This is a genomic window from Streptococcus oralis subsp. dentisani (assembly GCF_003944205.1).
Taxonomy (GTDB): domain Bacteria; phylum Bacillota; class Bacilli; order Lactobacillales; family Streptococcaceae; genus Streptococcus; species Streptococcus oralis_BH.
Genome location: NZ_RJPH01000003.1, coordinates 80822 through 105650, shown reverse-complemented (window position 1 = coordinate 105650; position 24829 = coordinate 80822). Strand labels below are relative to the sequence as shown.

Genomic DNA, 24829 nt, shown 5'->3' with positions numbered 1-24829 from the left:
CCATATTTCCCTATTTTCTTCTATTGCTAAGTTATTAGCTCTCCACACAGACAAAAAATAAGCCGCCTGATTGGGCGACTTAATTTTATAGGGAGATTATTATGAAAAAGTTTTAGGAGTTTAAGTTAAGTTCCTCTTAACTTATGAGCTTAGTATACACCTCCTAGCTTAAATTTTTCTTAAGTTTTTTGAGAAATGAAAAATCTAAAATAAGATTGCCCACTTGAGTGTACGAAAAGTAGCTCAAATCATCTCAAATAGCCAATCTAAGTCTAAAACCTAGCTTTTTCTGAAAGTCATTTCAAGCTGGCACCTTTTTCCATAGTTTATAGATTGGAACTTTGCTTCATAAATTACTTTCATAATACACTTATCTATCAAATCATATATTCTACACTATAGGTGGCATCTGATAAGATACGAGCCAGAAACTGCTTGGTTCGTTCTTCCTGCGGACGGCTAAAGAAATCGTGGGGATTGTTCTCCTCTACGATACGGCCTCCGTCCATAAAAATAACGTGATTAGCGACATCTCTAGCAAATCCCATCTCATGTGTGACGACCACCATAGTCACACCTTCTCCCGCCAACTGTTTCAGAACATCCAAAACATCTCCAACCAACTCAGGGTCTAGTGCAGATGTTGGTTCATCGAGTAAAATCACCTCGGGCTTGACGGCAATGGCACGCGCAATTCCTATTCGTTGTTGTTGCCCTCCAGATAGCTGGGAAGGGTAGTAGTCTTTATAGGACAGTAAACCAACTTTTTCCAAGGCAGATTCTGCACGTTTGAGCGCTTCTTCCTTGGGAACTTTACGAGCCACGATTAGGCCTTCTAGAATATTTTCCAGGGCTGTTTTATTTGCAAAGAGATTGTAGTGTTGGAAAACAAAGGCTGTTTTTTGGCGAATTTCTAGAATGTCTTTCTTGCTTAATTTGGCTAAGTCATAGGTCTTTCCTGCCAAGGTTAAATGGCCACTGTCAGCTTTTTCTAAGTGGTTGAGACAACGGAGAAAGGTCGTTTTCCCCGAACCTGATGGTCCTAAAATAACGACGACATCCCCTTGATTGACCTGGAGATTGACATCCTCCAGAACCTGCCTCTCTCCAAATGTTTTTGCGATATGTTCTACTTGTAACATCCTGTCCTCCTATACAAAACGCGCGCTAGATGCTTTTGCTCTCTTTTCTTTTTTCACATAGCCTTTCTCCAGTAGATAGAAGCCCCACTGAATCAAACCACAGATCAAAATATACTGCAAAAAGATCACAAAATAAGACTCAAAATACTGGTAACCGTAGGACGCTTCCACACGAGCAATAGCAGTGATATCCTTGATAGTCATAACAAAGACCAGGGAGGTCCCTTTGACGATATTGATCACCAGATTGGCCAAGTTAGGCAAGGCTGAACGCAAGGCTTGAGGAAAAACAATCCTTAGATAGGCCTGGGTCGTAGTCAGCCCAATCGCATGCGCTGCCTCTAGTTGTCCCTTGTCCACCGTCAAGATAGCTGAACGCAAAATCTCCGACAAACTCCCGACCGTCATCAAACTATAAATGATAAAAGCATAATAGAGAGGATCGAGCTTGAAAATATCAAAGTCGCTTCCTATGCTTTTGAAAAATTGATTCAGCAAACTTGGAAACAAACTATAAAAGAAGAGAATCAATAAAATCGGAGGAGTCGCTCGGATAAAAGCCAGATAGACCAGAGAAAAACTCCTCACCCCTCGAACCTTGTAGATCTGCCCCAAGGCTAAAAATAGAGCTGGTAAAAAACTTAAGACCATAGCCACAATCATGATAATCAAGGTGATTGGCACACCCTTCAAGGTCTCCAGAAAGGTCTTTACAATATAGTCTATATCCATTTCTTACCTCCCTTTTGTTTCCAAAGACTTCTCAAGCATACGACTCAGGCTAGAAATAACCAAGGCAATCCCCCAATAAAGAAGTGCAACTGCCGTATAGGTTTCCAGAGAGTAGTTCCCTAAATTGCGACTGATCAAGAGATTCCCTGCTCCCATAACATCAACAAAACCAATCGTATAAGCCAAAGCAGCATCCCGCATGAGATTGAGAATAGCAGTCGTTATATTGGGAAGAGCAACTTGAAAAGCTTGGGGAAAAATGATTCTCCAAAAAGTCTGACTTGGAGTCAAACCAATACTAAGCCCGGCCTCTGTCTGCCCCTTTGGAATAGCTTGATAGGCCGCCTTGAAAACCTCGGCAACAATAGCCGCAAACAAGAGAATCATCGTCAGGAGAACAAAAATAGTTTTAGACCAGTTGTTGATATCCAAACCAAGCCACCATTTCAGAAATTCTGGCAAGCCATAAAAGACTAGAAAAAGCAAGACAATCGGCGGTGTACAACGAAGGGTAAAGATATAGCCTTTGGAAATCGCTGCAAAACTCTTGTCTTCTCCTACTTGTGCCCAGGCCAAGAGACCTCCAAAAAGGGAACCAAGAAGAGTGGTAAAAAAGAGAATGGACAAGGTCATAGGAAGCGCCTGCCATAAGGTCGGCAAAAACTGAAAGACCTTGGAAAAATCATAAGAAACCATGCAAAACCCTTTCTAGTCTTGGAATTTCTGGTCTAGTCTTTGTCTACGTAACTAAAGACATCTTCTTTAAAGTATTGCTGAGATAGCTTAGCAAGCGTGCCATCTTCTTTCAACTCTTTGATTGCTTTTTCGTATTCTTTAGCGAATTGTTCACCCTTTTCATCACGGTGAATCAAGGGATAAGTTGGAATGCCTTTATAAGGGAACCAGCTGAGTTTATCCGCATATTGGTGGTAAGGGCCATCTTCTGCGGTAACTGCTTTTTCAAAGGACAGTTTGATATCAAAGAAGGCGTCATAACGTCCTTCCAAGACCCAAGCATAGGCATCTGCCACCTTAAAGGATTCTGCTGCTGTTAGCTCAATCGGTGCATCCTGATGTTTTTCATTGTAGCTGGTGATGACATTCCATTGAGCATTCTGTGGAGAGATGGGAACCAATTTCCCTTTATTCTTTGCAAAGTCATCAATGGTTTTGTATTTCTGTTCATCTTCTTTTCTGACAGTAAATCCGATGATGCTTGCTCCGACTGGTTCAGATGGAATGACAAACTTTTTAGCTCGTTCATCTGTGTACCAAGCTCCCTTGGTTCCGATGTCATACTTGCCTGATTCCAGACCAATCAAGAGGTCGTCATCACTGGTACCCGTATATTCAAATTGATAGTTTGCCAACTTCTCATCAACAGCCTTCAAAACAGCTACTTCATAACCATCTGATTCTCCTTTTTCATTGACAAAGTCATAAGGTACATAGTTTTGTGTATGGGCAACCTTCAAGGTTATGACTTCAGCAGACGAAGCCGTTTCTCCCTCCTTAGCTGGAGCGCCAGCTAAACTTCTCCCGATAATCGTTGCCCCAATTACTGCAACAACTGCTACACCACCGATAATCCATGCTTTTTTACTCATCTTTTTCTCCTTTAGTTTTCAAGCGCTTCTCTCACCCACTGGATACGTTCAACTGTGATATCACTTGGAATGGTACAATCTGCCCCAAGTACCAAGCCCTGTTCCCCAGCTTCTGCAACTAGTTTTTTTGCCTCAGCCTGAATGGCGTCCTTGCTACCAGTGTACAGCAAGCCTGTCTTACCATTTTCGAATCCTCCAAGAACCGTACGTCCCTTGAAAATCTCACGACCTTCCTTGAGAGTAATTCCCTCTGGTCCTACAGCCCAGTTAAAGACTTGGGCTGGATAGTCTGCAAAAAGGTGAATATCATTTCGCGCTCCCTCGTAGCCACAGATATGAAGAACAGTGACGCCACCAACAGCACTAGCTGCTTCCAGAACAGTTATCTCGCTAGGTGCAATGACGGCTTGATACTCTGCTGCCGACACTCGTTGATCTTGGATACTCTGCACGCTGAGGTAGATTCCATCAGCACCAGCCTCTTTGATGACAGCTCGGCTAAGACTCGCAATATCCTCTGCAATCACATCCAACACCTTCTTAAGGGCTTTAGGATCTTCCACCAGAAAATCTGCAATGAGGTCATCTCCACCAGACACTTCCCCTAGTAGCCACTTGAGATAGGTCACAGGAGCAAAAATATTATAAATCGCAACGATATCTTCTGTAAACTCTTGCTTGATTTTCTTAACCAAGTCAACCTGCTCTTTTATCCAAGCGTGATCTGGTCCGAGTGGTTGAATGGTCGCCAATTCTTGAAGTGATTTTCCTTTGGCAATCGCTGGATTTGGATAAGCAAAGTAGCCATCGCTCATGAGTTTGATAAAGTCCGGCTGAACTTCTCGGATAAAGCGCTTATGGCCCTCGATATTCTTCTCGATAATGACTGGATTTGAGAAACCGTGTAGCCATTCGTCTTCGGATGTGAAATGGTGCCAAAAGCCAACTGGCACACGATCAACCTTTTCACCTTTAAATGCTTTTAAAACCCATTCTCTTTTTTCTGACATTCTTATTCTCCATTTCTTACTTTTTTAACTAATAAACTGCTTGCAATATCATTCGAGCGTAGAAAGGGGAGACTGGACTTGGAAAAATCCTGAACTCCACGACATCTCTCTCCATTTTTGCAGTGCCCATTTTTTACGACACTTATGGTGACCAAGGCCAGCAAACCGACAACTGCAATGAAGATACCCCATCTTTTACTTTTCATAGCTCCTCCTTTTAGAAAACAGCTGCCTGACGAATCCAGTCCAACCTCTCTAAGTCAAAGTCATCTGGAACAGTACAGTCAGCTCCCAGAAGAACGCCTTTACTACCAGCTTCAGCCAGTAACCGTCTTGTTTCATCTTGCAATTCCGCCTTGGAACCTTGATAAAGCAAGCTTTTCTTGCCATTTTCAAATCCACCTAAAACGGCCTTGCCTGGAAACAACTCTTGCCCCTGTGTCAAACTAACACCCTCATGGTGGGTCGCCCAGTTGACCACTTGAGCTGGATAGTCCTTAAATATCGTCACATCATTGCTCGCACCTTCAAAACCACAGATATGGAGGATATTGGTCCCACCAACCTGATTAGCCGCCTCCAAAATCGCTATATTGCTCGGTTCGATATAGGTTTGGTAGAGTGCTGGTGTGATGCGCTCATCTTGAATTTCCTGGGTGCTGAGGTAAATCCCGTCAACACCGCCTTGCTGGATGATTTTCTGAGTTAGGATAGCAATATCTCCTGCAATAACGTCTAGAATCGCTCTGAATTGCTCAGGATTTTCAAGCAATAGATCAGCTACTTCCCTATCTCCTCGAGAAATTTCTGTACGGAACCAGCGCTTGAGGTAGGAGATAGGCGAAAAGATATTGTAGAAAGAGGCAATCTCTTCGGTAAAGGTCTCTCGAATCTCTTGTACCACTTCCACCTGTTGCTGAATCCATGGGTGTTCCTCACCAATCGACTCAATAGAAGTCAGCTCCTGAATGCTTGCGATCTTAGGACTATAGACATTACTTGGATAAAGGAAAAAACCGTCGCTCATAATTTTGACAAAATCAGGGCGAATCCTTTCCACATAGTTGCGATGCCCATCAACACTCTTTTGAAAGATACGTGGATTATTTAATCCCTGCCCCTTTTCTTCGAGTGTTACAAAATGAAACCAAAATCCTACAGGAACTCTCTCCACTTCGTCGCCTCGAATCGCTCTAAAAACTAGATCTCTTTTACTTGCCATACCTTTCTCCTTCCATTTGGATTGAAACCATCTTACCACTCCTTTTCCCCTTTTCCCAATATATATTGACTATCAACTCGATTAGAAATTTTTATATCTATAAAGAAAAACACCTTAGAAATCCCTTTAAATCAGGGTTTCCAAGGTGTTTATACTCATTGTTTTCAAATGATGTTCTCTACGATATGAAATTTTTATAAGCTTGATAAGAATTATTTATACTCAGTCTTATTCCACAGTTACTGACTTAGCAAGGTTACGTGGTTTGTCCACATCAAGGCCACGGTGGAGTGTTGCAAAGTAAGCGACTAATTGCGTTGGTACGACCATTGAGATTGGTGAGAGGTAAGGGTGGACGGTCGTTAGGACGATATCGTCTGTATCTTTGGCAACATTCTCTTCTGCAATAGTGAGAACCTTGGCACCACGGGCTGCGACCTCTTGGATATTTCCACGAGTATGGTTGGCAAGGACTGGATCTGATAGGAGGGCCAAGACAGGCGTTCCTTCTTCAATCAAGGCAATGGTTCCGTGCTTGAGTTCTCCTGCCGCAAAGCCTTCACACTGGATGTAAGAAATCTCTTTAAGCTTAAGACTCGCTTCCATAGCTACGTAGTAGTCTTGACCACGTCCGATATAAAAGGCGTTGCGAGTTGTTTCAAGAAGGTCACGAACCTTGGCATCAATGGTTTCTTTTTCTGAAAGGGTTGATTCGATAGACTGAGCTACGATAGACAACTCACGAATCAGATCAAAGGCTTGTGCTTTAGCATTGCCATTTGCTTCACCGACTGCTTTTGCAAGGAAGGCAAGGGCTGCAATTTGCGCTGTATAAGCCTTGGTTGATGCCACAGCAATTTCAGGACCCGCGTGAAGGAGCATGGTATGGTTGGCTTCGCGTGAAAGGGTTGAACCTGGCACGTTTGTCACTGTCAAGCTTGGGATGCCTAACTCATTGGCCTTGACCAAAACTTGACGGCTGTCAGCTGTTTCACCAGACTGGCTGATAAAGATAAAGAGTGGTTTTTGGCTGAGAAGTGGCATACCATAGCCCCACTCAGATGAGATTCCAAGTTCCACTGGCGTATCCGTCAATTCTTCCAACATCTTCTTAGAAGCAAATCCTGCATGGTAAGATGTCCCAGCTGCAAGGATGTAGATGCGGTCTGCGTCTTGAACAGCCTTGATGATAGCTGGGTCTACCACTACTTGACCTGCCTCATCTGTGTAGGCTTGGATAAGTTTACGCATAACTGTTGGTTGCTCGTCAATTTCCTTGAGCATGTAGTAAGGATAAGTTCCCTTACCGATATCAGACAAGTCAAGCTCGGCAGTATAGCTAGCACGCTCACGACTGTTACCATCATAGTCTTGCACTTCAACGCTATCAGCCTTGACGATTACCAACTCTTGGTCATGGATTTCCATATATTGGTTGGTCTCACGAATCATAGCCATAGCATCTGAGCAGACCATGTTGTAGCCATCTCCAAGACCAATCAAAAGTGGTGATTTGTTCTTTGCGACATAGATGACATCTGGATTTTCAGAGTCAATCAAGGCAAAGGCATAAGAACCACGGATGATGTGAAGAGCTTTTTTGAAGGCTTCAAGAACTGAGAAACCATCTTCTTCTGCAAATTTTCCAATCAAGTGAACGGCGATTTCAGTATCTGTCTGCCCCTTGAAGTGGTGACCTGCAAGGTATTCTTCCTTGATCTCAAGGTAGTTTTCAATCACCCCATTGTGCACCAAAACAAAACGTCCAGTCTCAGAGCGGTGTGGGTGAGCATTGTCCTCCGTTGGTTTACCATGAGTCGCCCAACGCGTATGACCGATACCAGTTGTTCCCTCAACACCAGCTGTCTTAGCAGACAATTCAGCGATACGGCCAACAGCCTTGACTAGATGATTTTCAGCACCACCTAGGACAAAAATTCCCGCAGAATCATAGCCACGGTATTCAAGCTTTTCAAGCCCTTGAATCAAAATATCAGTTGCATTTGTGTTTCCAACAACACCGACAATTCCACACATAGTATATACGACACAGACCAGCTGTGCTTTCTCCTTAAATTGGTATAGTCTGATTTTCCTTTTACAGAACCAGCAAAGACAGTATATACTTGTTTTTCTCACTTGTCAAGCATAAAAATTGGTATAGCTTTTTAAAATGCCATCAGAGCAAGATTTCACTTGAGAACTGACAAGTAGGATTCGATTACTTATAATAGAGAGAGGAGGTAGTTACCATGTGGTTTTTCTTCGCACTTTTATCTGCTGTCTTTGCAGCTTTAACTTCTATTTTAGCCAAGATTGGGATTGAAGGAGTTCCGTCCAATCTAGCAACAGCCATTCGTACGGTCGTCGTCATTCTTATGGCTTGGGCTATGGTTTTCTTGACCAATAGTCAGACTGAGATTGTCAACATCAGTAGAAAAAGTTGGCTCTTTCTCATCCTGTCTGGTTTGGCAACAGGCGCCTCCTGGCTCTGCTACTACAAGGCCTTGCAGATGGGCAATGCGACTTAGGTATCTGCTGTCGATAAGTTTAGTCTCGTCATTACACTCGTTTTAGCCTTTTTCTTTCTACAAGATGTCCTGACGTTTAAAACAATCATTGGATGTATACTGATTACGATTGGAACCTTGGTGATGATTTTGTAATCCTCTCCCCCTCCATATATGAGCTCCCCCCAAAAAAGCTAGATAGTTTTGGGGGTATTTTCTTACGTCTAAATTTATAAGTACAGGAAATCAGCTTCAAGCGTCTAGCAAAAAGGAGAGAACCAAATTGGTTCCCTCCAAGATGTGGTTTTTCATCATCCCACTACACAGTTGACAAAAAACTAATTATCTCAGGCGGCTAACTTCGACTTGAAATTTTGCCTTTCTAAATCTGAATATGGTAAACTGATGACCGACTTTTGACTAATCTAAGAGCATCATGGAATCAATAAACAATTTCTTTGTGAAATAACCATTTTTAATTAAGTAAGCTGTGTATTTTGCTCTTGTGACCATTTGATCATACTCTTCTTCCGTACATTCCTGAACCACGCGGCTAGCTTCTTCCAAGCTGGACACGACAAAGCCCAAACCTTTCTCACGGATATAGTCCACATTAGAAAGATAGTCTGGCACAACCACAGGAATACCCGCGGCCAGATAAGTTGTCAACTTATAAGAAACATTTTCTTTGTAGTAGTCACGCTCTTCCGCAGGATTTTCGGAATTTCCCCATACTAGGCCAAAACCTCCTCCTTTAGACAACTCCAACAATAATTCCTGCTGAGTTCGCCACCCCTCAAGATGGACTTTGGAATAATCTACTCCCTCTGCTCTCGTAGCATAAACATGAAGGGGGGTACTGTGTTTCCAGTCAACAATATGTGGAAAACGAGATGGATCCCCTGAGAAGATTAATTTTTTCTCAAATTTTGGAGTATAGAGTTCCAAACCATGGGGAAGATCCCAGAGTGTTTGAACAACGTAGTTCTTGACGGTTAATCCTTCTGAAACGAGTTTCTGGTACATTTGTTCGGATGGTACTACCACCACATCACATTTATTATACATGTCAATGTGGGCCTTCATAAGATAATAATTGCTCTCAAACATTAGTGGCTGAACATCATGGATAAACATCACCATTTTTACATGAGAAAGCTTTAACTTTTCTATCAAGTGATTGTCCCATTCAACACTATTCCATGAAGGAGATTGGAAAAAAACGACATCTCCATAAGATACCCCCGCGACAATTCCATCCATCCGCGAGTTCAGTTCTTCCCACGGTTCATGGCTTGCATCATAAAAATATATCCCCAGTTCGTTAACTCCAAAGTCTCGAACAATTTTCATGACATTGTTCTGCGCCATCAAGGCAACACTCGTTGATGCTTGCCCAAATAAATTTGTGAAATGTACTTTCATTGTTTTCTAAATCCTCGTCTCAGTAATTTCTCTAAACATTGTATCATAATTTACGACTTTTCAAAAGCGTTTACATGCCAATTTTCAAGCTCAAGTTAGTTACTTGGGATAATTTTCCAGGAGTCTTATCTTCCAAGAACAATAAGGATAGCCTTAATAGACGTTTTTCTCACTCAATCTCACAAATTCGGTATCTTTGTTAGCTATGATAGATTGAATGAGTTGTTCCTGTTGAGTATATAATTTTTTGCATCTTTAGATTTCTCTGCTCATCTTGTGATGATTACAAACTCACATATAGAATTCTTATGTAATCAAGTCACTAACTTCTTTTCAAAGATTTGAGAAAGTGAGATTTTCCCATTTTTCTTGCCAATTTTTCTTGGATAATCGTGTTTGATAGAGTTTCATTCGGTCTTCATTTTCTAAGAAGTGAGGAGTCGGATGAACTTGAAAGTTCAAGATATCCTCGAGTCCATAGGGGGCAAAAAGCTCTAAAGTGGAATCTTCATTCAAGCGAAGTCCTACCGCCGTACAGCGCTCTGGATATTTACTCATGGCATCACAAGAACTCGTGTAAGGCACAGTGTGGGGACTGTGCAGATGCATATAGACCTGATTTTTCAACTCCCACTGATATCGAGGGAAATCTTCTCTCAGCTTTTTCTCTAGGGATACTGTTTCCTCATAAGAAATATCTGGATCAAAGAAAATCACATCCACGTCCGTTTCATGATCAAAAGGGGATTTGTCTGACAAGAGATTCCAGATGAAATTTCTAACCGAACCTGCTGCCAACCACGAGTCTTTCAGACCAAGGTCTCGAATGATGATCAGAATAGTCATCATATCTGGATTTTTTCTAAAAATTTCTAGAATATCTTGCTCATTTCTCACTGTATTCATAGCCCAAATGCTCGTAGGCCTTAGCCGTTGCAACCCGTCCAGACCGTGTCCGCATGATAAAACCTTTCTGGATGAGGTAGGGTTCGTACATGTCCTCCACCGTTTCACGCTCCTCGGCAATATTAACAGAAAGAGTTCCTAAACCGACAGGACCTCCACCATACATCTCAATCATGGTACGAAGAATTTTTTGGTCCACATAGTCCAAACCTTCATGGTCTACATCTAGCATGGTCAAAGCCTTATCGGTAATCACATCATCAATCAAGCCGTCACCCATAATCTGGGCAAAGTCGCGCACGCGCTTGAGGAGACGATTGGCAATACGGGGAGTTCCTCGACTACGTAAGGCCAACTCAGCAGCTGCCTCATGAGTGATTTCCATCTCAAAAATATCTGCCGTTCGTTCAACAATTTCCGTCAAGTCAGCGTGGGCATAGTATTCCATATGACCCGTAATCCCAAAACGTGCTCGTAGAGGGTTTGAAAGCATACCCGCACGGGTCGTCGCTCCGATTAAGGTGAATGGCGGCAAGTCCAAATGGACACTGCGACTGCCTTCTCCAGCCCCAATCATAATGTCAATGTAGAAGTCCTCCATGGCACTATAAAGCACCTCTTCTACTGACATGGGCAAGCGATGAATCTCGTCAATAAAGAGGACGTCCCCAGGCTCCAAATCATTCAAAATCGCTACCAGATCACCCGCTTTTTCAATGACAGGACCAGACGTTTGCTTGAGATTGACACCTAATTCGTTAGCAATGACAAAGGCCATGGTCGTTTTCCCCAAACCTGGAGGCCCAAATAAGAGCACATGGTCCAGCGCTTCATCCCGCATTTTGGCAGCTTCGATAAAGATTTGCAGCTGGTCCTTGACCTTATCCTGCCCGATATATTCACGTAAGTATTGAGGACGGAGCGTACGTTCTACTAACTCCTCATCCCCCATTATCTCATTATCTAAAATTCTATTCATGTTTCCATTATATCAAAAATCCAAGCCACAAACAAAAAAGCCACCTGATTGGGTGGCTTCTTTAGGGAGATTATTATGAAAAAGAAAGGATTAGGATTTCATTAAATAAAGTTAGGAGGTCTTTATCTAATGGCTATATGATACACGAGGAGACTTAAAATTACCTTAACTTTTTTCTGATTTATTATTTTTTTAATTTTCCCCAAATGAAATTTCCTTTCTCAAGTCACAAAAAAGCCACCTGATTGGGTGACTTCTTTAGGAGATTATGATGAAAAAGAAAAGTTTGGGATTTCATTAAATAAAGGGTACTCAATGAAAATCGAAATCAGACTAGGCAGATAGACGCAAGCATAACTATAGTTAGCTAAGTCGACTCTAACGAAGGTTGATGAGATTTTCGAAGAGTATTAGGAGGTCTTTATTTAATGACTATATAATACACGAGGAGACTTAAACTTTGCTTAAGAAAAAACAAAATTTTTTATTTTTTTCGATCGACCCAAATCATTCCTGTGCAATTATAAGTAGATAAGGTTTCAAAACCCAGAGAACGATAGAATCCCAAGGTTTTTTCTGTCTGTTCGGTCACTAGTTGGACTTGATAGGCATCTTTGTAATCAGCTAAAGCCTCTTTCATCAAGGCACTGCCAATTCCTTGGTGCTGATAAGTAGGCAAAACGATCAAATCCTGAACAAAAATCGACGAAAAACCATCTCCGACCAAACGAACCAAGCCCACCACGGCATTGCCATCAAGTGCCAGATAAATCGCTAATGAGTGAGACAAGGCCTTCTCCAGCATCTGAGGTTGATGGGTATAATTTGTCCAACCGACTGCCTGATAGAGATGCAAAACATCATTTATATTTACTAATTCTTGCTTTCTAACGGTAATCATGTCAACACCTCTTAGATTTCTCTCAAACTCTTGTACTGCCGTCCATTCTTGTCAAAATTTTTAGGAGCCAGCCATGCTTCCAAACGAGCTTTGACTTGAGGCCAGTCCTTATCAATCATAGAGAGCCAATCCGTATCCCTCGTACGCCCCTTATAAACAACTGCCTGACGGAAGGTTCCTTCATAGACAAAGCCCAAACGTTCCGCAGCTCGTCTTGATGGAAGATTTAGAGCGTCGCATTTCCACTCATAGCGACGATAGTTGAGTTCCTCAAAAACATAGCGAGCCAAGAGATACTGGGCTTCTGTTCCTATCCTCGTCCCCTTAAGTGCTGGTGAAAAGGTGACGGCACCCACTTCTATTACTCGGTTATTCTGGTCAATGCGCATGAGAGAAAAAGTTCCCAAGGCCTTACCAGTTGCCTTGTCTATAATCGCATAGTAAAAACGATCCTTACGAGCCAACATCTGATTTAAGACGGTGACCAGTCCCGCCATATCTGCCATCGGCTCCTGAAAGAGGTAGGTCCACATCTCCCGAGGCGTATCTGGACCATAGACAGCTAGCAAATCCTCCGCATGCTTTTCCACTGAAAGAGCTTCTATCCGAGCGTAGCGCCCTTCTAAGAAATCAATGGCAGGCAATTCACCTGGTGTATAACCTTCCATTGACTCACCAATCATCTGACCATATTCGTTTACTGGCATCGTTTTTCTCCTTGATTCACTTTTCAAACTTTACAGTTGCACATAGTATATCATACTTTCATATCAAGATTCAAAAAATCCTCCAGATTCTACTCTGAAGGATTTATATTTTATTTCCCAACAATATTAACGAGTTTAGTTGGCTTCAATGGTCCAGTGGACTATTGAAGGTGGCAGATAGGGCTAATAAACTCGTTATTTAACAACGATATTAACGAGTTTGTTAGGTACCGCAATCACCTTCACGATTTCCTTACCGTCAATTTCTGCTTTAACTTTTTCATCCGCTAGAGCGATTTCTTGCAATTCTTCACGTGATAGGTCTTTCGCAACCATGAATTTGGCACGGACTTTACCTTTGATTTGGACGACGATTTCGATTTCGTCTTCAACCAATTTGCTTTCGTCCCATGTTGGCCAAGCCACGTAAGAGATGGATTCACCTGTTGCTGCAACAATTTGCCAGAGTTCTTCTGCCAAGTGAGGTGCAAATGGGGCAATCAATTGGATAAAGCCTTTGGCATAGTCCACATAGAGTTTGTCTTCCTTATTAGCAGCGTTGACAAAGACCATAAGTTGGGCAATGGCTGTGTTGAATTTCATGGATTCGATTTGCTCAGTGACAGATTTAACTGTTTCATTGTAGACCTTGTCAAGAGCGCCATTATTTTCCGCAACAATTTCTTTACTTGTAATCAAACGGTAAACACGGTCAAGGAACTTACGGCTTCCTTCCAGACCTTCTTCTGACCAAGCAATCGAAGCGTCAAGCGGTCCCATGAACATTTCATAAACACGAAGGGTATCGGCACCGTATTGTTCCACCACATCGTCTGGGTTAACAACATTCTTAAGAGATTTAGACATCTTGGCTGGTGCTTGCTCCAACTCTTCTCCTGTTTCCACATGGAAGAAGGAACCGTCACGTTTTTCAACCTTGTCAGTCGCCACAAGCGCACCACGGTGATCACGGTAGCTAGTTCCCAAAATCATACCTTGGTTAAAGAGTTTTTGGAATGGTTCCTTAGTCGGAACAACTCCAATATCATAGAGGAATTTGTGCCAGAAACGAGCATAGAGCAAGTGAAGTACAGCGTGCTCTGCACCGCCCACGTAGATATCTACTGGCAACCATTGTTTGAGGAGATCCTCATCGGCCAATTTTTCTGTGTTATGTGGGTCGATATAGCGGAGGTAGTACCAACTTGAACCTGCCCATTGTGGCATAGTGTTTGTTTCACGACGACCTTTGACACCATCTTCACGAGTCACTTCAAGCCAGTCTGTCAAGTTAGCCAATGGGCTTTCCCCTGTACCTGAAGGACGGATATCCTTGGTGACTGGCAAGACAAGTGGCAATTCACTTTCAGGAACAGCTGTTGAAGTCCCATCTTCCCAATGAATGATTGGAATTGGCTCACCCCAGTAACGTTGACGACTAAAGAGCCAGTCACGGAGACGGTAGGTCACCTTCTCTTGACCACAGCCTGCTTCTTCCAACCAAGCTACAATTTTAGTAATAGCGTCTTCTTTGTTCAGCCCATCTAAGAAGCCTGAATTGACATGAAGACCGTCTTCAGTATAGGCAGCTTCTGCTACATTTCCACCTTCAAGCACTTCTACGATTGGAAGACCAAACTGTTTAGCAAATTCCCAGTCACGTTGGTCATGGGCAGGCACGGCCATGACAGCACCTGTTCCATAGCTAGCAAGAACATAGTCTGCTATCCAGATTGGGATTTCCTTGTCATTGACAGGGTTGATGGCATAAGCACCAGTCCAAACCCCAGTTTTTTCCTTGGCAAGGTCGGTACGAGCCAAGTCTGACTTGAGGCTGGCTTGATGTTTGTAGTCAACTACAGCCTCTGCTTGCTCTGGGCTTGTAATCGCGTCAACCAAATCATGCTCAGGAGCCAAGACTGTGAAAGTCGCACCGAAAAGAGTGTCAGGACGAGTGGTAAAGACGGTAAATTCCTTGTCCGTTCCCTTAACTTTAAAGGTTACATTAGCACCAGTGGATTTGCCAATCCAGTTGCGTTGCATATCCTTGATAGATTCTGGCCAATCCAACTCATCCAAGTCATTGAGCAAGCGCTCTGCATAGGCAGTGATTTTAAGCATCCATTGACGCATTGGTTTGCGGACAACGGGATAGCCACCACGCTCAGAAGTTCCGTCAGGAAGCACTTCTTCGTTGGCGATAGCTGTTCCCAACTCTTCAACCCAGTTTACAGGCACTTCGGCTTCATAGGCCAAGCCTTTTTCGTAAAGCTTAGTGAAAATCCATTGCGTCCACTTATAGTAGTTTGGATCTGTTGTGTTAACCTCACGATCCCAGTCATAAGAGAAGCCAAGCGCATTGATTTGACGTTTGAAGTTGGCAATGTTTTCCGCTGTAAATTCTGCTGGGTCATTCCCCGTATCCATAGCGTATTGCTCTGCAGGCAAACCAAAGGCATCCCAACCCATTGGATGAAGGACATTGTAGCCTTGCGCACGTTTGTAACGGCTGAGAATATCCGTTGCTGTATAACCTTCTGGGTGTCCTACGTGCAATCCAGCTCCTGATGGATATGGGAACATGTCCAGAGCATAAAACTTCGGTTTTGAGGCATCTGTTCCTGTCTTAAATGTATGATGTTTCGCCCAGTAGCCCTGCCACTTAAGCTCGATTTCCTTATGATTGTAAAAACTCATGCTATTTCTCCAATTTTATGATGTTACTATTATACCATTTTTGGGGGAATTTGAAAGTCGAGAAAGAATCTTTTCCCCTCCATTATCAAGAAAGATTGGCTCTGAAAACACTCTTGCTAAACTGAATAAAAATAGCTCCTATGCGGAGCTATCTTGATCAATGCTTATTTTCTTCCATCTTCTCACGTCCCAGTTCCCGATAACAACGGTCACCGACGACATCGACTGTAAACTGGCCGTTCTCGTATTCTAGGATGGTCACACTACCATTATCCAAGCCATGTGGGTGCATGCCATTGATGAGGTAAACCATCGTACCAATGGTCATCCCGTGACTCACAACGAGAGCATTGCCCCCTCCGTGTTCTTCCATTTCTTTGGCAATCGCTTCAAAACCTTCCTTAATTCGACCACTGAGTTTTTCCCAACCTTCAGCCCAGCCTGCAGTATCAACCTCAACTAGACCTTCTGCTAGCTCTGCATAGGACAACTGATGAACATGGTCTACATTGAAAATTCTCGGAATCAACCCCATAAAGAGGTCCCCATCATAGGCTCCATCAAAACTACCAAAGCACCACTCACGGATTCGCTTATCCATTCGATAAGGAATTTTCCCCTGCAAACCAAGTTCTTCTAGGATAATTCCCATGGTTTGAATAGTACGCCCTGAATCGCTGGAATAAGCTCTGTCAAACTGCAAACCAGACTCTCTCAAGCCAATTCCCAGTTCATGGATTCCCAACTCACCTTCTGCGGTTAGAGGCGTATCACTCCATCCTTGAGCACGTCCAATCGTGTTAAACATCGTTTTACCATGACGGATCAAGTACAATCTTACTTTAGACATTTTCTATCCTCCATTTTCTTCTATTATATCATGGAACAAAGAAATATTCGGCTTTCAACAGTAAAGTCCGCTCTCGTAATTTTCCCACAAGAAAAGCTACCCTAACGGTAGCTTTCCTAGGAGATTATTATGAAAAAGTTTAGGATTCTAATTAAATAAAGTTAGGAGATCTTTATTTAATGATTATAGTATACACAGTCATCCTTAAACCCAACTTAAATCCTCTCTCTCTTTTATTAATTTTTAAAACTATGGATAGGAGCAGGAATTTGCCCACCGCGAGAGATGAAATCAACAGACGAAGCCTCGTTGACCTTCATAACTGGAGCAGTTCCTAGCAAGCCACCAAACTCAATCATATCGCCTTCTTTGCCCTTTGGAATAATACGGACGGCCGTTGTCTTCATGTTAATGACACCAATTGCTGCCTCATCCGCAATCATAGCCGCAATGGTTTCAGCAGGTGTATCTTCCGGAATGGCAATCATATCCAGCCCAACAGAACAGATAGCCGTCATGGCTTCTAGTTTTTCTAAATTCAGAGAGCCATTTTGCACCGCAGCAATCATCCCCTCATCTTCAGAAACGGGGATAAAAGCACCTGACAAGCCACCGACTTGGTTACAAGCCATCACTCCGCCCTTTTTAACTTGGTCATTCAAAAGAGCGAGGGCAGCCGTCGTCCCATGCGTGCCAACTGTTTCTAGTCCCATTTCCTCAAGGACACGAGCCACAGAATCTCCAACTGCAGGAGTAGGTGCCAAACTTAGGTCGACAATTCCAAAGTCAACACCAAGGCGTTCACTCGCCATTTGCCCAACCAATTGACCGATACGAGTAATCTTGAAGGCCGTTTTCTTGACTGTTTCCGCTACTACATCAAAGCTCTGTCCACGAACTTTTTCCAAGGCACGCTTGACAACTCCCGGACCAGAAACACCGACATTGATGATAACATCTGCTTCACCGACACCGTGGAAGGCTCCCGCCATAAAAGGATTATCCTCAACGGCGTTAGCAAATACGACCAACTTGGCAGCTCCCATATCCGATAAGCTCGCTGTTTCCTTGATAATACGTCCCATATCTGCGACCGCAGTCATGTTGATGCCTGACTTGGTTGAGCCGATATTGACAGACGAACAAACCTTGTCTGTCTCAGCTAGAGCTCGTGGGATAGAATTGATGAGAATCTCATCTCCTTTTTGGTAGCCTTTTTGTACCAAGGCCGAAAAACCACCAATAAAGTCAACACCAATCTCCTTAGCCGCCCTATCAAGAGCCTTTGCCAAAACGACATAGTCCGTCGCATCTGTCGCTGCTCCAATCAATGAAATCGGAGTCACCGATACTCGTTTATTGACAATCGGAATCCCAAGTTCTGCAGCAATTTCGTCTCCTACAGCCACTAGATTTGCTGCTTTAGTCGTGATTTTTTGGTAAATCTTATCAGCAGCACGTTCAATATCTGGATCGATACAGTCCAAAAGAGAAATCCCCATGGTGATGGTTCTGATATCGAAGTTCTGCTCTTCGATCATGGCAATGGTTTCCGTAACTTGTCTAATATCCATGATAACCTCCTAGATATTGTACATAGCATCAAAAATCGCTGCACTTTGAATATTGATTTTAACATTCAAGGTCTGACCGAAAGTTTCAAACTCATTACGAAGAGTGGTGAAATCTTGCTTTTCGTCACTAGAAACGACCGCCATCATGGTAAAATACTCATCCAGTACTGTTTGAGAAATATCGTCAATATTCAAACCCAACTCTGCAATCTTCGTAGACACGCTTGCAACAATACCTGCCTTGTCCTTGCCAACCACTGTAATAATAGCCTTCATCTTTAGACTCCCATTCTACGATTATTAGAAAACCTGAACGTTTTTGATTTTCTTTTTCCTTAGTATAGCATATTTCCGTAAAAAATACTAAAAAACGCCTGCTTACGAAGTTGTTCTTAAACAAAAAACAATTTCGTAAACAAGCGTCTACCCTATCAAATGATGATGAGTGTTCCCGCTAGGACCGAAGTCCCAGCGGTAGACCAGAGCTAGACTAAGAGCACAAGACTCCATCATCATAACACTCAACAAAATTGATGATTTTATACTAATTCGATGATCGCCATTGGCGCAGCATCACCACGACGTGGTTCAGTTTTAAGGATACGAGTGTATCCACCGTTACGTTCAGCATAACGAGGTGCGATTTCTGAGAATAATTTTTGAAGTGCTGTAGTAGAAGTGTACTTATCAGTTGCTTCATCATAGTTTTCAGATGCGATTTCATTACGTACAAAAGCAGCTGCTTGACGACGTGCATGCAAATCACCACGTTTACCTAGAGTAATCATTTTTTCAACAGTTTTACGGATTTCTTTAGCACGAGCTTCAGTTGTCACGATTGATTCGTTGATCAAAAGGTCAGTTGTCAAATCGCGAAGCATTGCTTTACGTTGTGAGCTAGTGCGTCCTAGTTTACGGTAAGCCATGTATTCCTCCTTTATTTATCTTTTAATCCAAGACCCAAGTCAATGAGTTTGAGTTTCACTTCTTCCAAACTCTTGCGTCCAAGATTTCGTACTTTCATCATCTCTGCTTCAGATTTTTCTGTCAAATCATGCACAGTGTTGATACCGGCACGTTTCAAACAGTTGTATGAACGCACAGACAAGTCCAGTTCCTCAATCGTACGATCCAAAATACGATCGTCAGATTCAGTATCAGCTTCTTTCATCACTTCAGTTGACTTAGCAATCTCAGTAAGATTTGTAAACAAATCAAGATGTTCTGTCAAGATTCGTGCTGAAAGCCCTAAAGCATCTTCTGGAATAATTGTTCCATTAGTCAAGATTTCAAGGGTTAATTTGTCAAATCCATCATTGCTACCTACACGAGCAGGCTCTACTTGATAGTTGACTTTTGTAACTGGTGTATAAATAGAATCTACAGCAAGTGTTCCAACTGGTGCATTATCTTTTTTGTTTTCATCAGCAGGTACATATCCACGACCACTGTTAACAGTCATTGTCGCTTTTAGAGAAGAACCTTCACCGATTGTAAAGAGATAATGATCTGGATTTACAATCTCAATATCACTGTCAGTCAAAATATCTCCAGCTGTAATTTCAGCAGGGCCTTCAACGTCAAGCTCAATGATTTTTTCGTCTTCAACGTATGATTTCACTGCAATCCCTTTAATGTTCAGAATGATTTGCATCACGTCTTCACGAACACCTGGAACTGTGTCGAACTCATGCAAGACACCTTCAATATTGATAGATGTCACTGCTGCTCCTGGTAGGGAAGCTAGTAGTACACGACGAAGAGAGTTACCAAGAGTTGTACCGTAGCCACGTTCAAGCGGTTCGATTACAAACTTGCCATAATCTTTATTTTCATCAATTTTTGTTATATTTGGTTTTTCAAACTCGATCATTTAGTTACTCCCTCTTAAACGAAAAGCAGTGTAATGCAATGATTATACACGGCGACGTTTTGGAGGACGAGCACCATTGTGTGGCACTGGAGTCACATCACGAATTGCTGTTACTTCAAGACCAGCGGCAGCAAGCGCACGAATAGCTGACTCACGACCAGAACCTGGACCTTTTACAGTAACTTCAACTGATTTAAGACCGTGTTCTTGTGCAGATTTAGCAGCAGCTTCTGAAGCCATTTGAGCAGCGAATGGTGTAGATTTACGAGAACCTTTGAAACCAAGAGCACCTGCTGATGACCAAGCAATTGCATTACCATGCACATCAGTAATCATAACAATAGTGTTATTAAATGTAGCGTGAATATGAGCAATACCAGATTCGATATTCTTTTTCACACGACGTTTACGTGTTGGTTTAGCCAAGACTTTTACCTCCTATATTATTTTTTCTTACCAGCAATCGCAACAGCTTTACCTTTACGAGTGCGAGCGTTGTTTTTAGTGTTTTGTCCACGGACAGGAAGTCCACGACGGTGACGAATACCACGGTAAGAACCGATTTCCATCAAACGTTTGATGTTCAAGTTTACTTCACGACGAAGGTCACCTTCAACTTTGATTGCATCCACTTCACGACGGATAGCATCTTCTTGATCTGATGTAAGGTCACGTACACGAACATCTTCTGAGATTCCAGCAGCAGCCAAAATTTTCTTAGATGTTGCAAGTCCGATACCATAAACGTAAGTCAATGAGATTACTACGCGTTTGTCATTTGGAATGTCAACTCCAGCAATACGAGCCATGTTTTCTCCTTTCTATCTTATCCTTGACGTTGTTTGTGTTTTGGATTTGCTGGGCAAATTACCATAACACGACCATTACGACGAATTACTTTACAGTATTCGCAAATTGGTTTGACCGATGGTCTTACTTTCATTTCTTATCCCTCCAAGTTTTTCGATTATTTAAAGCGGTAAGTGATACGTCCACGTGTCAAGTCATATGGACTCATCTCGACAGTAACACGATCTCCCGCTAAAATACGAATATAGTTTTTACGAATTTTACCAGAAACTGTTGCTAAAATCTGATGTCCATTTTCAAGTTCAACCGTAAACATTGCGTTAGGCATTGTATCGACTACTTTGCCTTCAACTTCAATCACATCGTCTTTTGCCACGCAAAAGCACCTCCATAAATTTCGATTTGATGCCTCTAGACACAGAGACAACAATTATAAGTCAGACTATCTCAGTATAACATTTGTAACGATTTTTTGCAAGTGTGAAAAACGCTTTATTTCAAATTTGTCAATACTTTTTCGATGTCTTTAAACACATCGTTGATATCTTGATTTCCTTCGATATCGTGGACTAATCCTTTAGCACGGTAGTGAGCAATGATTGGTTCACCTTGAGCGATATTGACATCCAAACGACGCTTCACTGTCTCAGGTTTGTCATCCTCACGTTGGTAATAATCTTCTTCTTTGTAGTCAACTGGTGGGTTGAAAACTTTGTGGAAGGTTTCACCTGTTTGGCGGTGGATAATACGGCCGCTCAAACGTTCCAAGAGACAATCTGGGTTCACTTCGATATTAATCACACCTTCAAGTTCAATACCAAGTTCAGCCAATGTTTTGTCTAAAGCATGGGCTTGTTCAATGGTGCGTGGGTAACCATCCAACAAGAAACCTGTTTCTTTGATATCATCCTGTGAAAGGCGTTCTTTAACAATTCCATTTGTAACTTCATCTGGAACCAACTCACCTTTGTCAATATATGACTTCGCAAGTACACCCATTTCGGTTTGATTTGCCATAGCAGCACGGAACATATCTCCAGTTGAAATGTGTGCCACGTGGAATTGTTCCACAATTTTAGCTGCTTGCGTTCCCTTACCTGCTCCAGGTAAGCCCATAATCAAAAGATTCATGATAGGATCTCCTTATTTTGTATTTAAATAGAAGCAGAAAACTTATTTCAACCCCTATTAAAAAACAAAATAGAAGAGGGGAGATGAAAATCTATCTTTCTAGATAGACCTTCATACTCCACTCCCTAAGCAAAAGTAATCTTGCTTTTATTCTGTTTTGTCCATGAAACCAACATACTTACGTTTCAATAGGTAACCTTCTAGCTGTTTGATTCCTTCGATACCTGTCGAAATAATGATCAAAAGACTAGTTCCCCCAAAAGCAACCGCTTCTGAGAGCCCAAAGACATCTTTTGCTACAATCGGCAAGATTGAAATCACACCAAGGAAAAGGGAACCGACGGTTGCAAGGCGACGAAGAAGTTTTGACATAAACTCTTCCGTTCCTTTACCTGGACGGACACCATGGATATAGGCTCCGCTCTTTTGCAAGTTTTCTGCTGCTTTCTCTGGATTGATCTGTACAAATGTATAGAAGAATGTAAAGAGAATAATCAGTAGTGCATACATGGCAACACCTGTTGGAGATGTTGTAGATAACATTTCCTGTGCTGTACGTACCCAAGCCCAATCATGACCTGTAGCGCTGACAAACTGAAGAATAGCCGCAGGTGCTGCTGTAATGGAACTTGCAAAGATAACTGGGATAACACCAGCAGGATTGACCTTCAAAGGAAGGTAAGAACTGGATGGAGCACCTTGAGCAACTTTTGTATATTGGATCGGAATTTTATATTCTGCCTGTTGTACATATGTTGTAAAGTAAACAATCAACAAAACAGCGATAATGAGAATAACGACAAATATAATAGATGATGTCAACCGATCACTCGGGATATTGACAAAATAGTCCACGTAGATACCATGAATCATCTCTGGAATTGAAGCCACAATCCCTGCAAAGATAATCATAGACACCCCGTTACCATATCCCTTATCAGTGATTTGCTCCCCTAGCCAAGTAACAATCATAGTACCTGCAGTCAGGATAATACCAATCGTAACAAAGACTTGAGGGGTTAGATCTGTCGTTAATAATTTTGCACCAGATAGAGTATTAAAACCAGCAGTGATTCCGATTGATTGCACAAACGCAAGTACAAGCGCAATATAACGAGTCGCTTGGTTTATCTTTCTCCGTCCTACTTCCCCCTGCTTGCCCCACTCTACAAACTTTGGAACAATATCCATTTGTAGCAATTGAACAACGATGGAAGCTGTGATATACGGACTCACACCGAGTGCAAAAACCGAGAAGTTCTTCATGGCATTCCCTGAAACTAAACTAAGCATGTTTAAGAAGGATAATCCACTCAAAGCTTCCAGACTTTTTGCATTCACACCTGGTACAGTAATACTAGTCCCGATACGGAAGACAAGTATGATAAAAATCGTAAAGAGAATTTTTGATCGTACTTTCTTAACCTTGAGGGCCTCTTTTAATAATTTAAAAAACATAGGTCACCTCTCTAGATGACTTCTACTGAACCACCTTTAGCAGTGATAGCTTCTTCAGCTGTTTTTGAGAATTTAGCTGCTTTCACAGTCAACTTCTTAGTCAACTCACCGTTACCAAGAATTTTAACGCCTGATTTTTCAGCCTTTACAATTCCTGCTTCGATAAGAACAACTGGAGTAACTTCAGTACCATCTTCAAAAACGTTCAATTGATCAAGATTTACAATTGCGTATTCTTTAGCGTTGATGTTAGTGAATCCACGTTTTGGAAGACGACGGAACAATGGAGTTTGTCCACCTTCAAAACCAAGGCGAACTCCGCCACCGCTACGAGCTTTTTGACCTTTTTGACCGCGACCAGATGTTTTACCGTTACCTGATGAAGTACCACGACCAACACGGTTACGTACTTTACGAGAACCTTCTGCAGGTTTCAATTCATGAAGTTTCATTTATATTTTCTCCTCTTTTGTAAAATGCTAGCGCCGATAAGAGAGAAAAGGTTGTCTCCCTTATCAACTCGCCTATACATTCGTCATCTTAGATGACTATATCTAGTTTTAGGGGATGAGTATTGCCACATCCCCTAAAAATTCATTAGTTTACTTCTTCAACTGTTACCAAGTGAGATACTGCAGTGATCATACCACGGATAGCAGCGTTGTCTTCTTTGATAACAGAGCTGTTCAATTTGCCAAGTCCAAGTGCTACAACAGTTTTACGTTGTGATGGAATGCGTCCGATTGGAGACTTAGTCAAAGTAATTTTAATTTGAGCCATTTTATCCCCTTTCTTATGCCAAATCAGAAACTGAAATACCACGAAGGGCAGCAACTTCTTCAGCGCGTTTCAATTGTTTCAAACCTTCAACAGTTGCACGAACAATGTTGATTGGAGTGTTAGAACCAAGTGATTTAGATGTAATATCTGCCACACCTGCCAATTCCACAACGGCACGAACTGCACCACCAGCGGCAACTCCAGAACCTTCTACAGCAGGTTTCAACAATACTTTAGCTCCACCAAATTCTGAAAGAACTTCGTGTGGGATTGTTGTTCCAACCATAGGAACTTCAATCAAGTTTTTCTTAGCATCTTCTACTGCTTTACGGATTGCTTCTGGAACTTCTTGAGCTTTACCAGTACCAAATCCTACGCGACCATTGTGGTCACCAACAACAACAAGAGCTGCGAAACGAAGACGACGTCCACCTTTAACAACTTTTGTAACACGGTTGACAGCAACTACGCGTTCTTCTAATTCAACTGCATTGTCTTTAAATGCCATTTTCTAG

General features: G+C 42.2%; 28 protein-coding genes and 1 pseudogene. 1 reads left to right on the top strand and 28 read right to left on the bottom strand.

From position 1 onward, the window contains the following. Positions 1 to 377: 377 nt before the first annotated feature. The 8 genes from D8805_RS03680 to glmS form a co-directional block, all read right to left on the bottom strand. Positions 378 to 1142, bottom strand: coding sequence for an amino acid ABC transporter ATP-binding protein (locus tag D8805_RS03680; RefSeq protein WP_084948373.1), 765 nt, complete (start codon positions 1140 to 1142; stop codon positions 378 to 380). Between the two features lie 9 nt (positions 1143 to 1151). Further along, the gene (locus D8805_RS03675; protein WP_125415459.1) at positions 1152 to 1874 is read right to left on the bottom strand and encodes an amino acid ABC transporter permease; all 723 of its coding nucleotides are present in this window, start codon (positions 1872 to 1874) and stop codon (positions 1152 to 1154) included. Between the two features lie 3 nt (positions 1875 to 1877). Further along, positions 1878 to 2570 (bottom strand): amino acid ABC transporter permease, encoded by a 693-nt coding sequence (locus tag D8805_RS03670; RefSeq protein ID WP_125415458.1) that lies wholly within the window; start codon positions 2568 to 2570, stop codon positions 1878 to 1880. Positions 2571 to 2602: 32 nt separating this feature from the next. Beyond that, positions 2603 to 3481: a transporter substrate-binding domain-containing protein gene (locus D8805_RS03665; protein ID WP_049478849.1), complete on the bottom strand. Its 879-nt coding sequence runs from the start codon at positions 3479 to 3481 to the stop codon at positions 2603 to 2605. An 11-nt stretch (positions 3482 to 3492) separates the two neighbouring features. Further along, positions 3493 to 4491 (bottom strand): uroporphyrinogen decarboxylase family protein, encoded by a 999-nt coding sequence (locus D8805_RS03660; protein WP_125415457.1) that lies wholly within the window; start codon positions 4489 to 4491, stop codon positions 3493 to 3495. A gap of 2 nt (positions 4492 to 4493) precedes the next feature. After that, positions 4494 to 4697 (bottom strand): hypothetical protein, encoded by a 204-nt coding sequence (locus D8805_RS03655; protein ID WP_000837742.1) that lies wholly within the window; start codon positions 4695 to 4697, stop codon positions 4494 to 4496. 11 nt (positions 4698 to 4708) lie between these two features. Beyond that, a complete protein-coding gene (locus tag D8805_RS03650) occupies positions 4709 to 5713 on the bottom strand; it encodes a uroporphyrinogen decarboxylase family protein (protein WP_000157309.1) in 1005 nt (334 codons plus the stop codon). Between the two features lie 228 nt (positions 5714 to 5941). After that, positions 5942 to 7750, bottom strand: a complete 1809-nt coding sequence (gene glmS / locus D8805_RS03645; protein ID WP_125415456.1) for a glutamine--fructose-6-phosphate transaminase (isomerizing) — start codon at positions 7748 to 7750, stop codon at positions 5942 to 5944. A 215-nt stretch (positions 7751 to 7965) separates the two neighbouring features. Between glmS and D8805_RS03640 the strand changes: the two are divergent. Further along, positions 7966 to 8379, top strand: a pseudogene (locus tag D8805_RS03640) (EamA family transporter). A gap of 264 nt (positions 8380 to 8643) precedes the next feature. Here D8805_RS03640 and D8805_RS03635 read toward each other — a convergent pair. The 20 genes from D8805_RS03635 to rpsE form a co-directional block, all read right to left on the bottom strand. Further along, positions 8644 to 9648: a sugar transferase gene (locus D8805_RS03635; protein ID WP_000862849.1), complete on the bottom strand. Its 1005-nt coding sequence runs from the start codon at positions 9646 to 9648 to the stop codon at positions 8644 to 8646. Between the two features lie 333 nt (positions 9649 to 9981). Continuing rightward, the gene (locus D8805_RS03630) at positions 9982 to 10554 is read right to left on the bottom strand and encodes a nucleotidyltransferase family protein (RefSeq protein WP_125415455.1); all 573 of its coding nucleotides are present in this window, start codon (positions 10552 to 10554) and stop codon (positions 9982 to 9984) included. Next, complete coding sequence (ruvB, locus tag D8805_RS03625; protein WP_004246634.1) at positions 10535 to 11533, bottom strand: Holliday junction branch migration DNA helicase RuvB; 999 nt, start codon at positions 11531 to 11533, stop codon at positions 10535 to 10537. Before ruvB ends, D8805_RS03630 begins: the two co-directional genes overlap by 20 nt. Positions 11534 to 12017: 484 nt before the next feature. Then, the gene (locus tag D8805_RS03620) at positions 12018 to 12434 is read right to left on the bottom strand and encodes a GNAT family N-acetyltransferase (RefSeq protein ID WP_125415454.1); all 417 of its coding nucleotides are present in this window, start codon (positions 12432 to 12434) and stop codon (positions 12018 to 12020) included. 11 nt (positions 12435 to 12445) lie between these two features. Beyond that, a complete protein-coding gene (locus tag D8805_RS03615) occupies positions 12446 to 13141 on the bottom strand; it encodes a GNAT family N-acetyltransferase (protein WP_038804629.1) in 696 nt (231 codons plus the stop codon). A 195-nt stretch (positions 13142 to 13336) separates the two neighbouring features. Next, positions 13337 to 15838 (bottom strand): leucine--tRNA ligase, encoded by a 2502-nt coding sequence (gene leuS, locus D8805_RS03610; protein ID WP_125415453.1) that lies wholly within the window; start codon positions 15836 to 15838, stop codon positions 13337 to 13339. 157 nt (positions 15839 to 15995) lie between these two features. Continuing rightward, positions 15996 to 16688, bottom strand: coding sequence for a histidine phosphatase family protein (locus tag D8805_RS03605; protein ID WP_125415452.1), 693 nt, complete (start codon positions 16686 to 16688; stop codon positions 15996 to 15998). Positions 16689 to 16924: 236 nt separating this feature from the next. Then, positions 16925 to 18262 carry a PFL family protein gene (locus D8805_RS03600; protein WP_125415451.1) on the bottom strand — a complete coding sequence of 446 codons (1338 nt, stop codon included), beginning with the start codon at positions 18260 to 18262 and terminating at the stop codon, positions 16925 to 16927. A gap of 9 nt (positions 18263 to 18271) precedes the next feature. Beyond that, complete coding sequence (locus D8805_RS03595) at positions 18272 to 18538, bottom strand: ACT domain-containing protein (RefSeq protein WP_125415450.1); 267 nt, start codon at positions 18536 to 18538, stop codon at positions 18272 to 18274. Positions 18539 to 18801: 263 nt separating this feature from the next. Then, positions 18802 to 19188, bottom strand: coding sequence for a 50S ribosomal protein L17 (rplQ, locus tag D8805_RS03590; protein ID WP_000331493.1), 387 nt, complete (start codon positions 19186 to 19188; stop codon positions 18802 to 18804). Between the two features lie 11 nt (positions 19189 to 19199). Then, complete coding sequence (locus D8805_RS03585) at positions 19200 to 20135, bottom strand: DNA-directed RNA polymerase subunit alpha (RefSeq protein WP_000568993.1); 936 nt, start codon at positions 20133 to 20135, stop codon at positions 19200 to 19202. A gap of 42 nt (positions 20136 to 20177) precedes the next feature. Then, positions 20178 to 20561: a 30S ribosomal protein S11 gene (gene rpsK / locus D8805_RS03580; RefSeq protein ID WP_001118385.1), complete on the bottom strand. Its 384-nt coding sequence runs from the start codon at positions 20559 to 20561 to the stop codon at positions 20178 to 20180. 17 nt (positions 20562 to 20578) lie between these two features. Beyond that, positions 20579 to 20944, bottom strand: a complete 366-nt coding sequence (gene rpsM, locus D8805_RS03575) for a 30S ribosomal protein S13 (protein ID WP_000090781.1) — start codon at positions 20942 to 20944, stop codon at positions 20579 to 20581. 17 nt (positions 20945 to 20961) lie between these two features. Next, positions 20962 to 21078, bottom strand: a complete 117-nt coding sequence (rpmJ, locus tag D8805_RS03570; RefSeq protein WP_001808836.1) for a 50S ribosomal protein L36 — start codon at positions 21076 to 21078, stop codon at positions 20962 to 20964. Between the two features lie 24 nt (positions 21079 to 21102). Further along, positions 21103 to 21321: a translation initiation factor IF-1 gene (infA, locus tag D8805_RS03565; protein WP_001029883.1), complete on the bottom strand. Its 219-nt coding sequence runs from the start codon at positions 21319 to 21321 to the stop codon at positions 21103 to 21105. Between the two features lie 116 nt (positions 21322 to 21437). Next, positions 21438 to 22076 (bottom strand): adenylate kinase, encoded by a 639-nt coding sequence (locus D8805_RS03560; RefSeq protein ID WP_093586054.1) that lies wholly within the window; start codon positions 22074 to 22076, stop codon positions 21438 to 21440. Between the two features lie 147 nt (positions 22077 to 22223). Then, a complete protein-coding gene (gene secY / locus D8805_RS03555) occupies positions 22224 to 23534 on the bottom strand; it encodes a preprotein translocase subunit SecY (RefSeq protein WP_038805841.1) in 1311 nt (436 codons plus the stop codon). Between the two features lie 11 nt (positions 23535 to 23545). Beyond that, positions 23546 to 23986, bottom strand: coding sequence for a 50S ribosomal protein L15 (gene rplO, locus D8805_RS03550; RefSeq protein ID WP_000766092.1), 441 nt, complete (start codon positions 23984 to 23986; stop codon positions 23546 to 23548). A gap of 145 nt (positions 23987 to 24131) precedes the next feature. After that, positions 24132 to 24314 (bottom strand): 50S ribosomal protein L30, encoded by a 183-nt coding sequence (gene rpmD, locus D8805_RS03545; protein ID WP_000057241.1) that lies wholly within the window; start codon positions 24312 to 24314, stop codon positions 24132 to 24134. 13 nt (positions 24315 to 24327) lie between these two features. Further along, on the bottom strand, positions 24328 to 24822 hold the full coding sequence (rpsE, locus tag D8805_RS03540) for a 30S ribosomal protein S5 (RefSeq protein WP_000874204.1): 495 nt from the start codon (positions 24820 to 24822) through the stop codon (positions 24328 to 24330). Between the last annotated feature and the right edge of the window lie 7 nt (positions 24823 to 24829).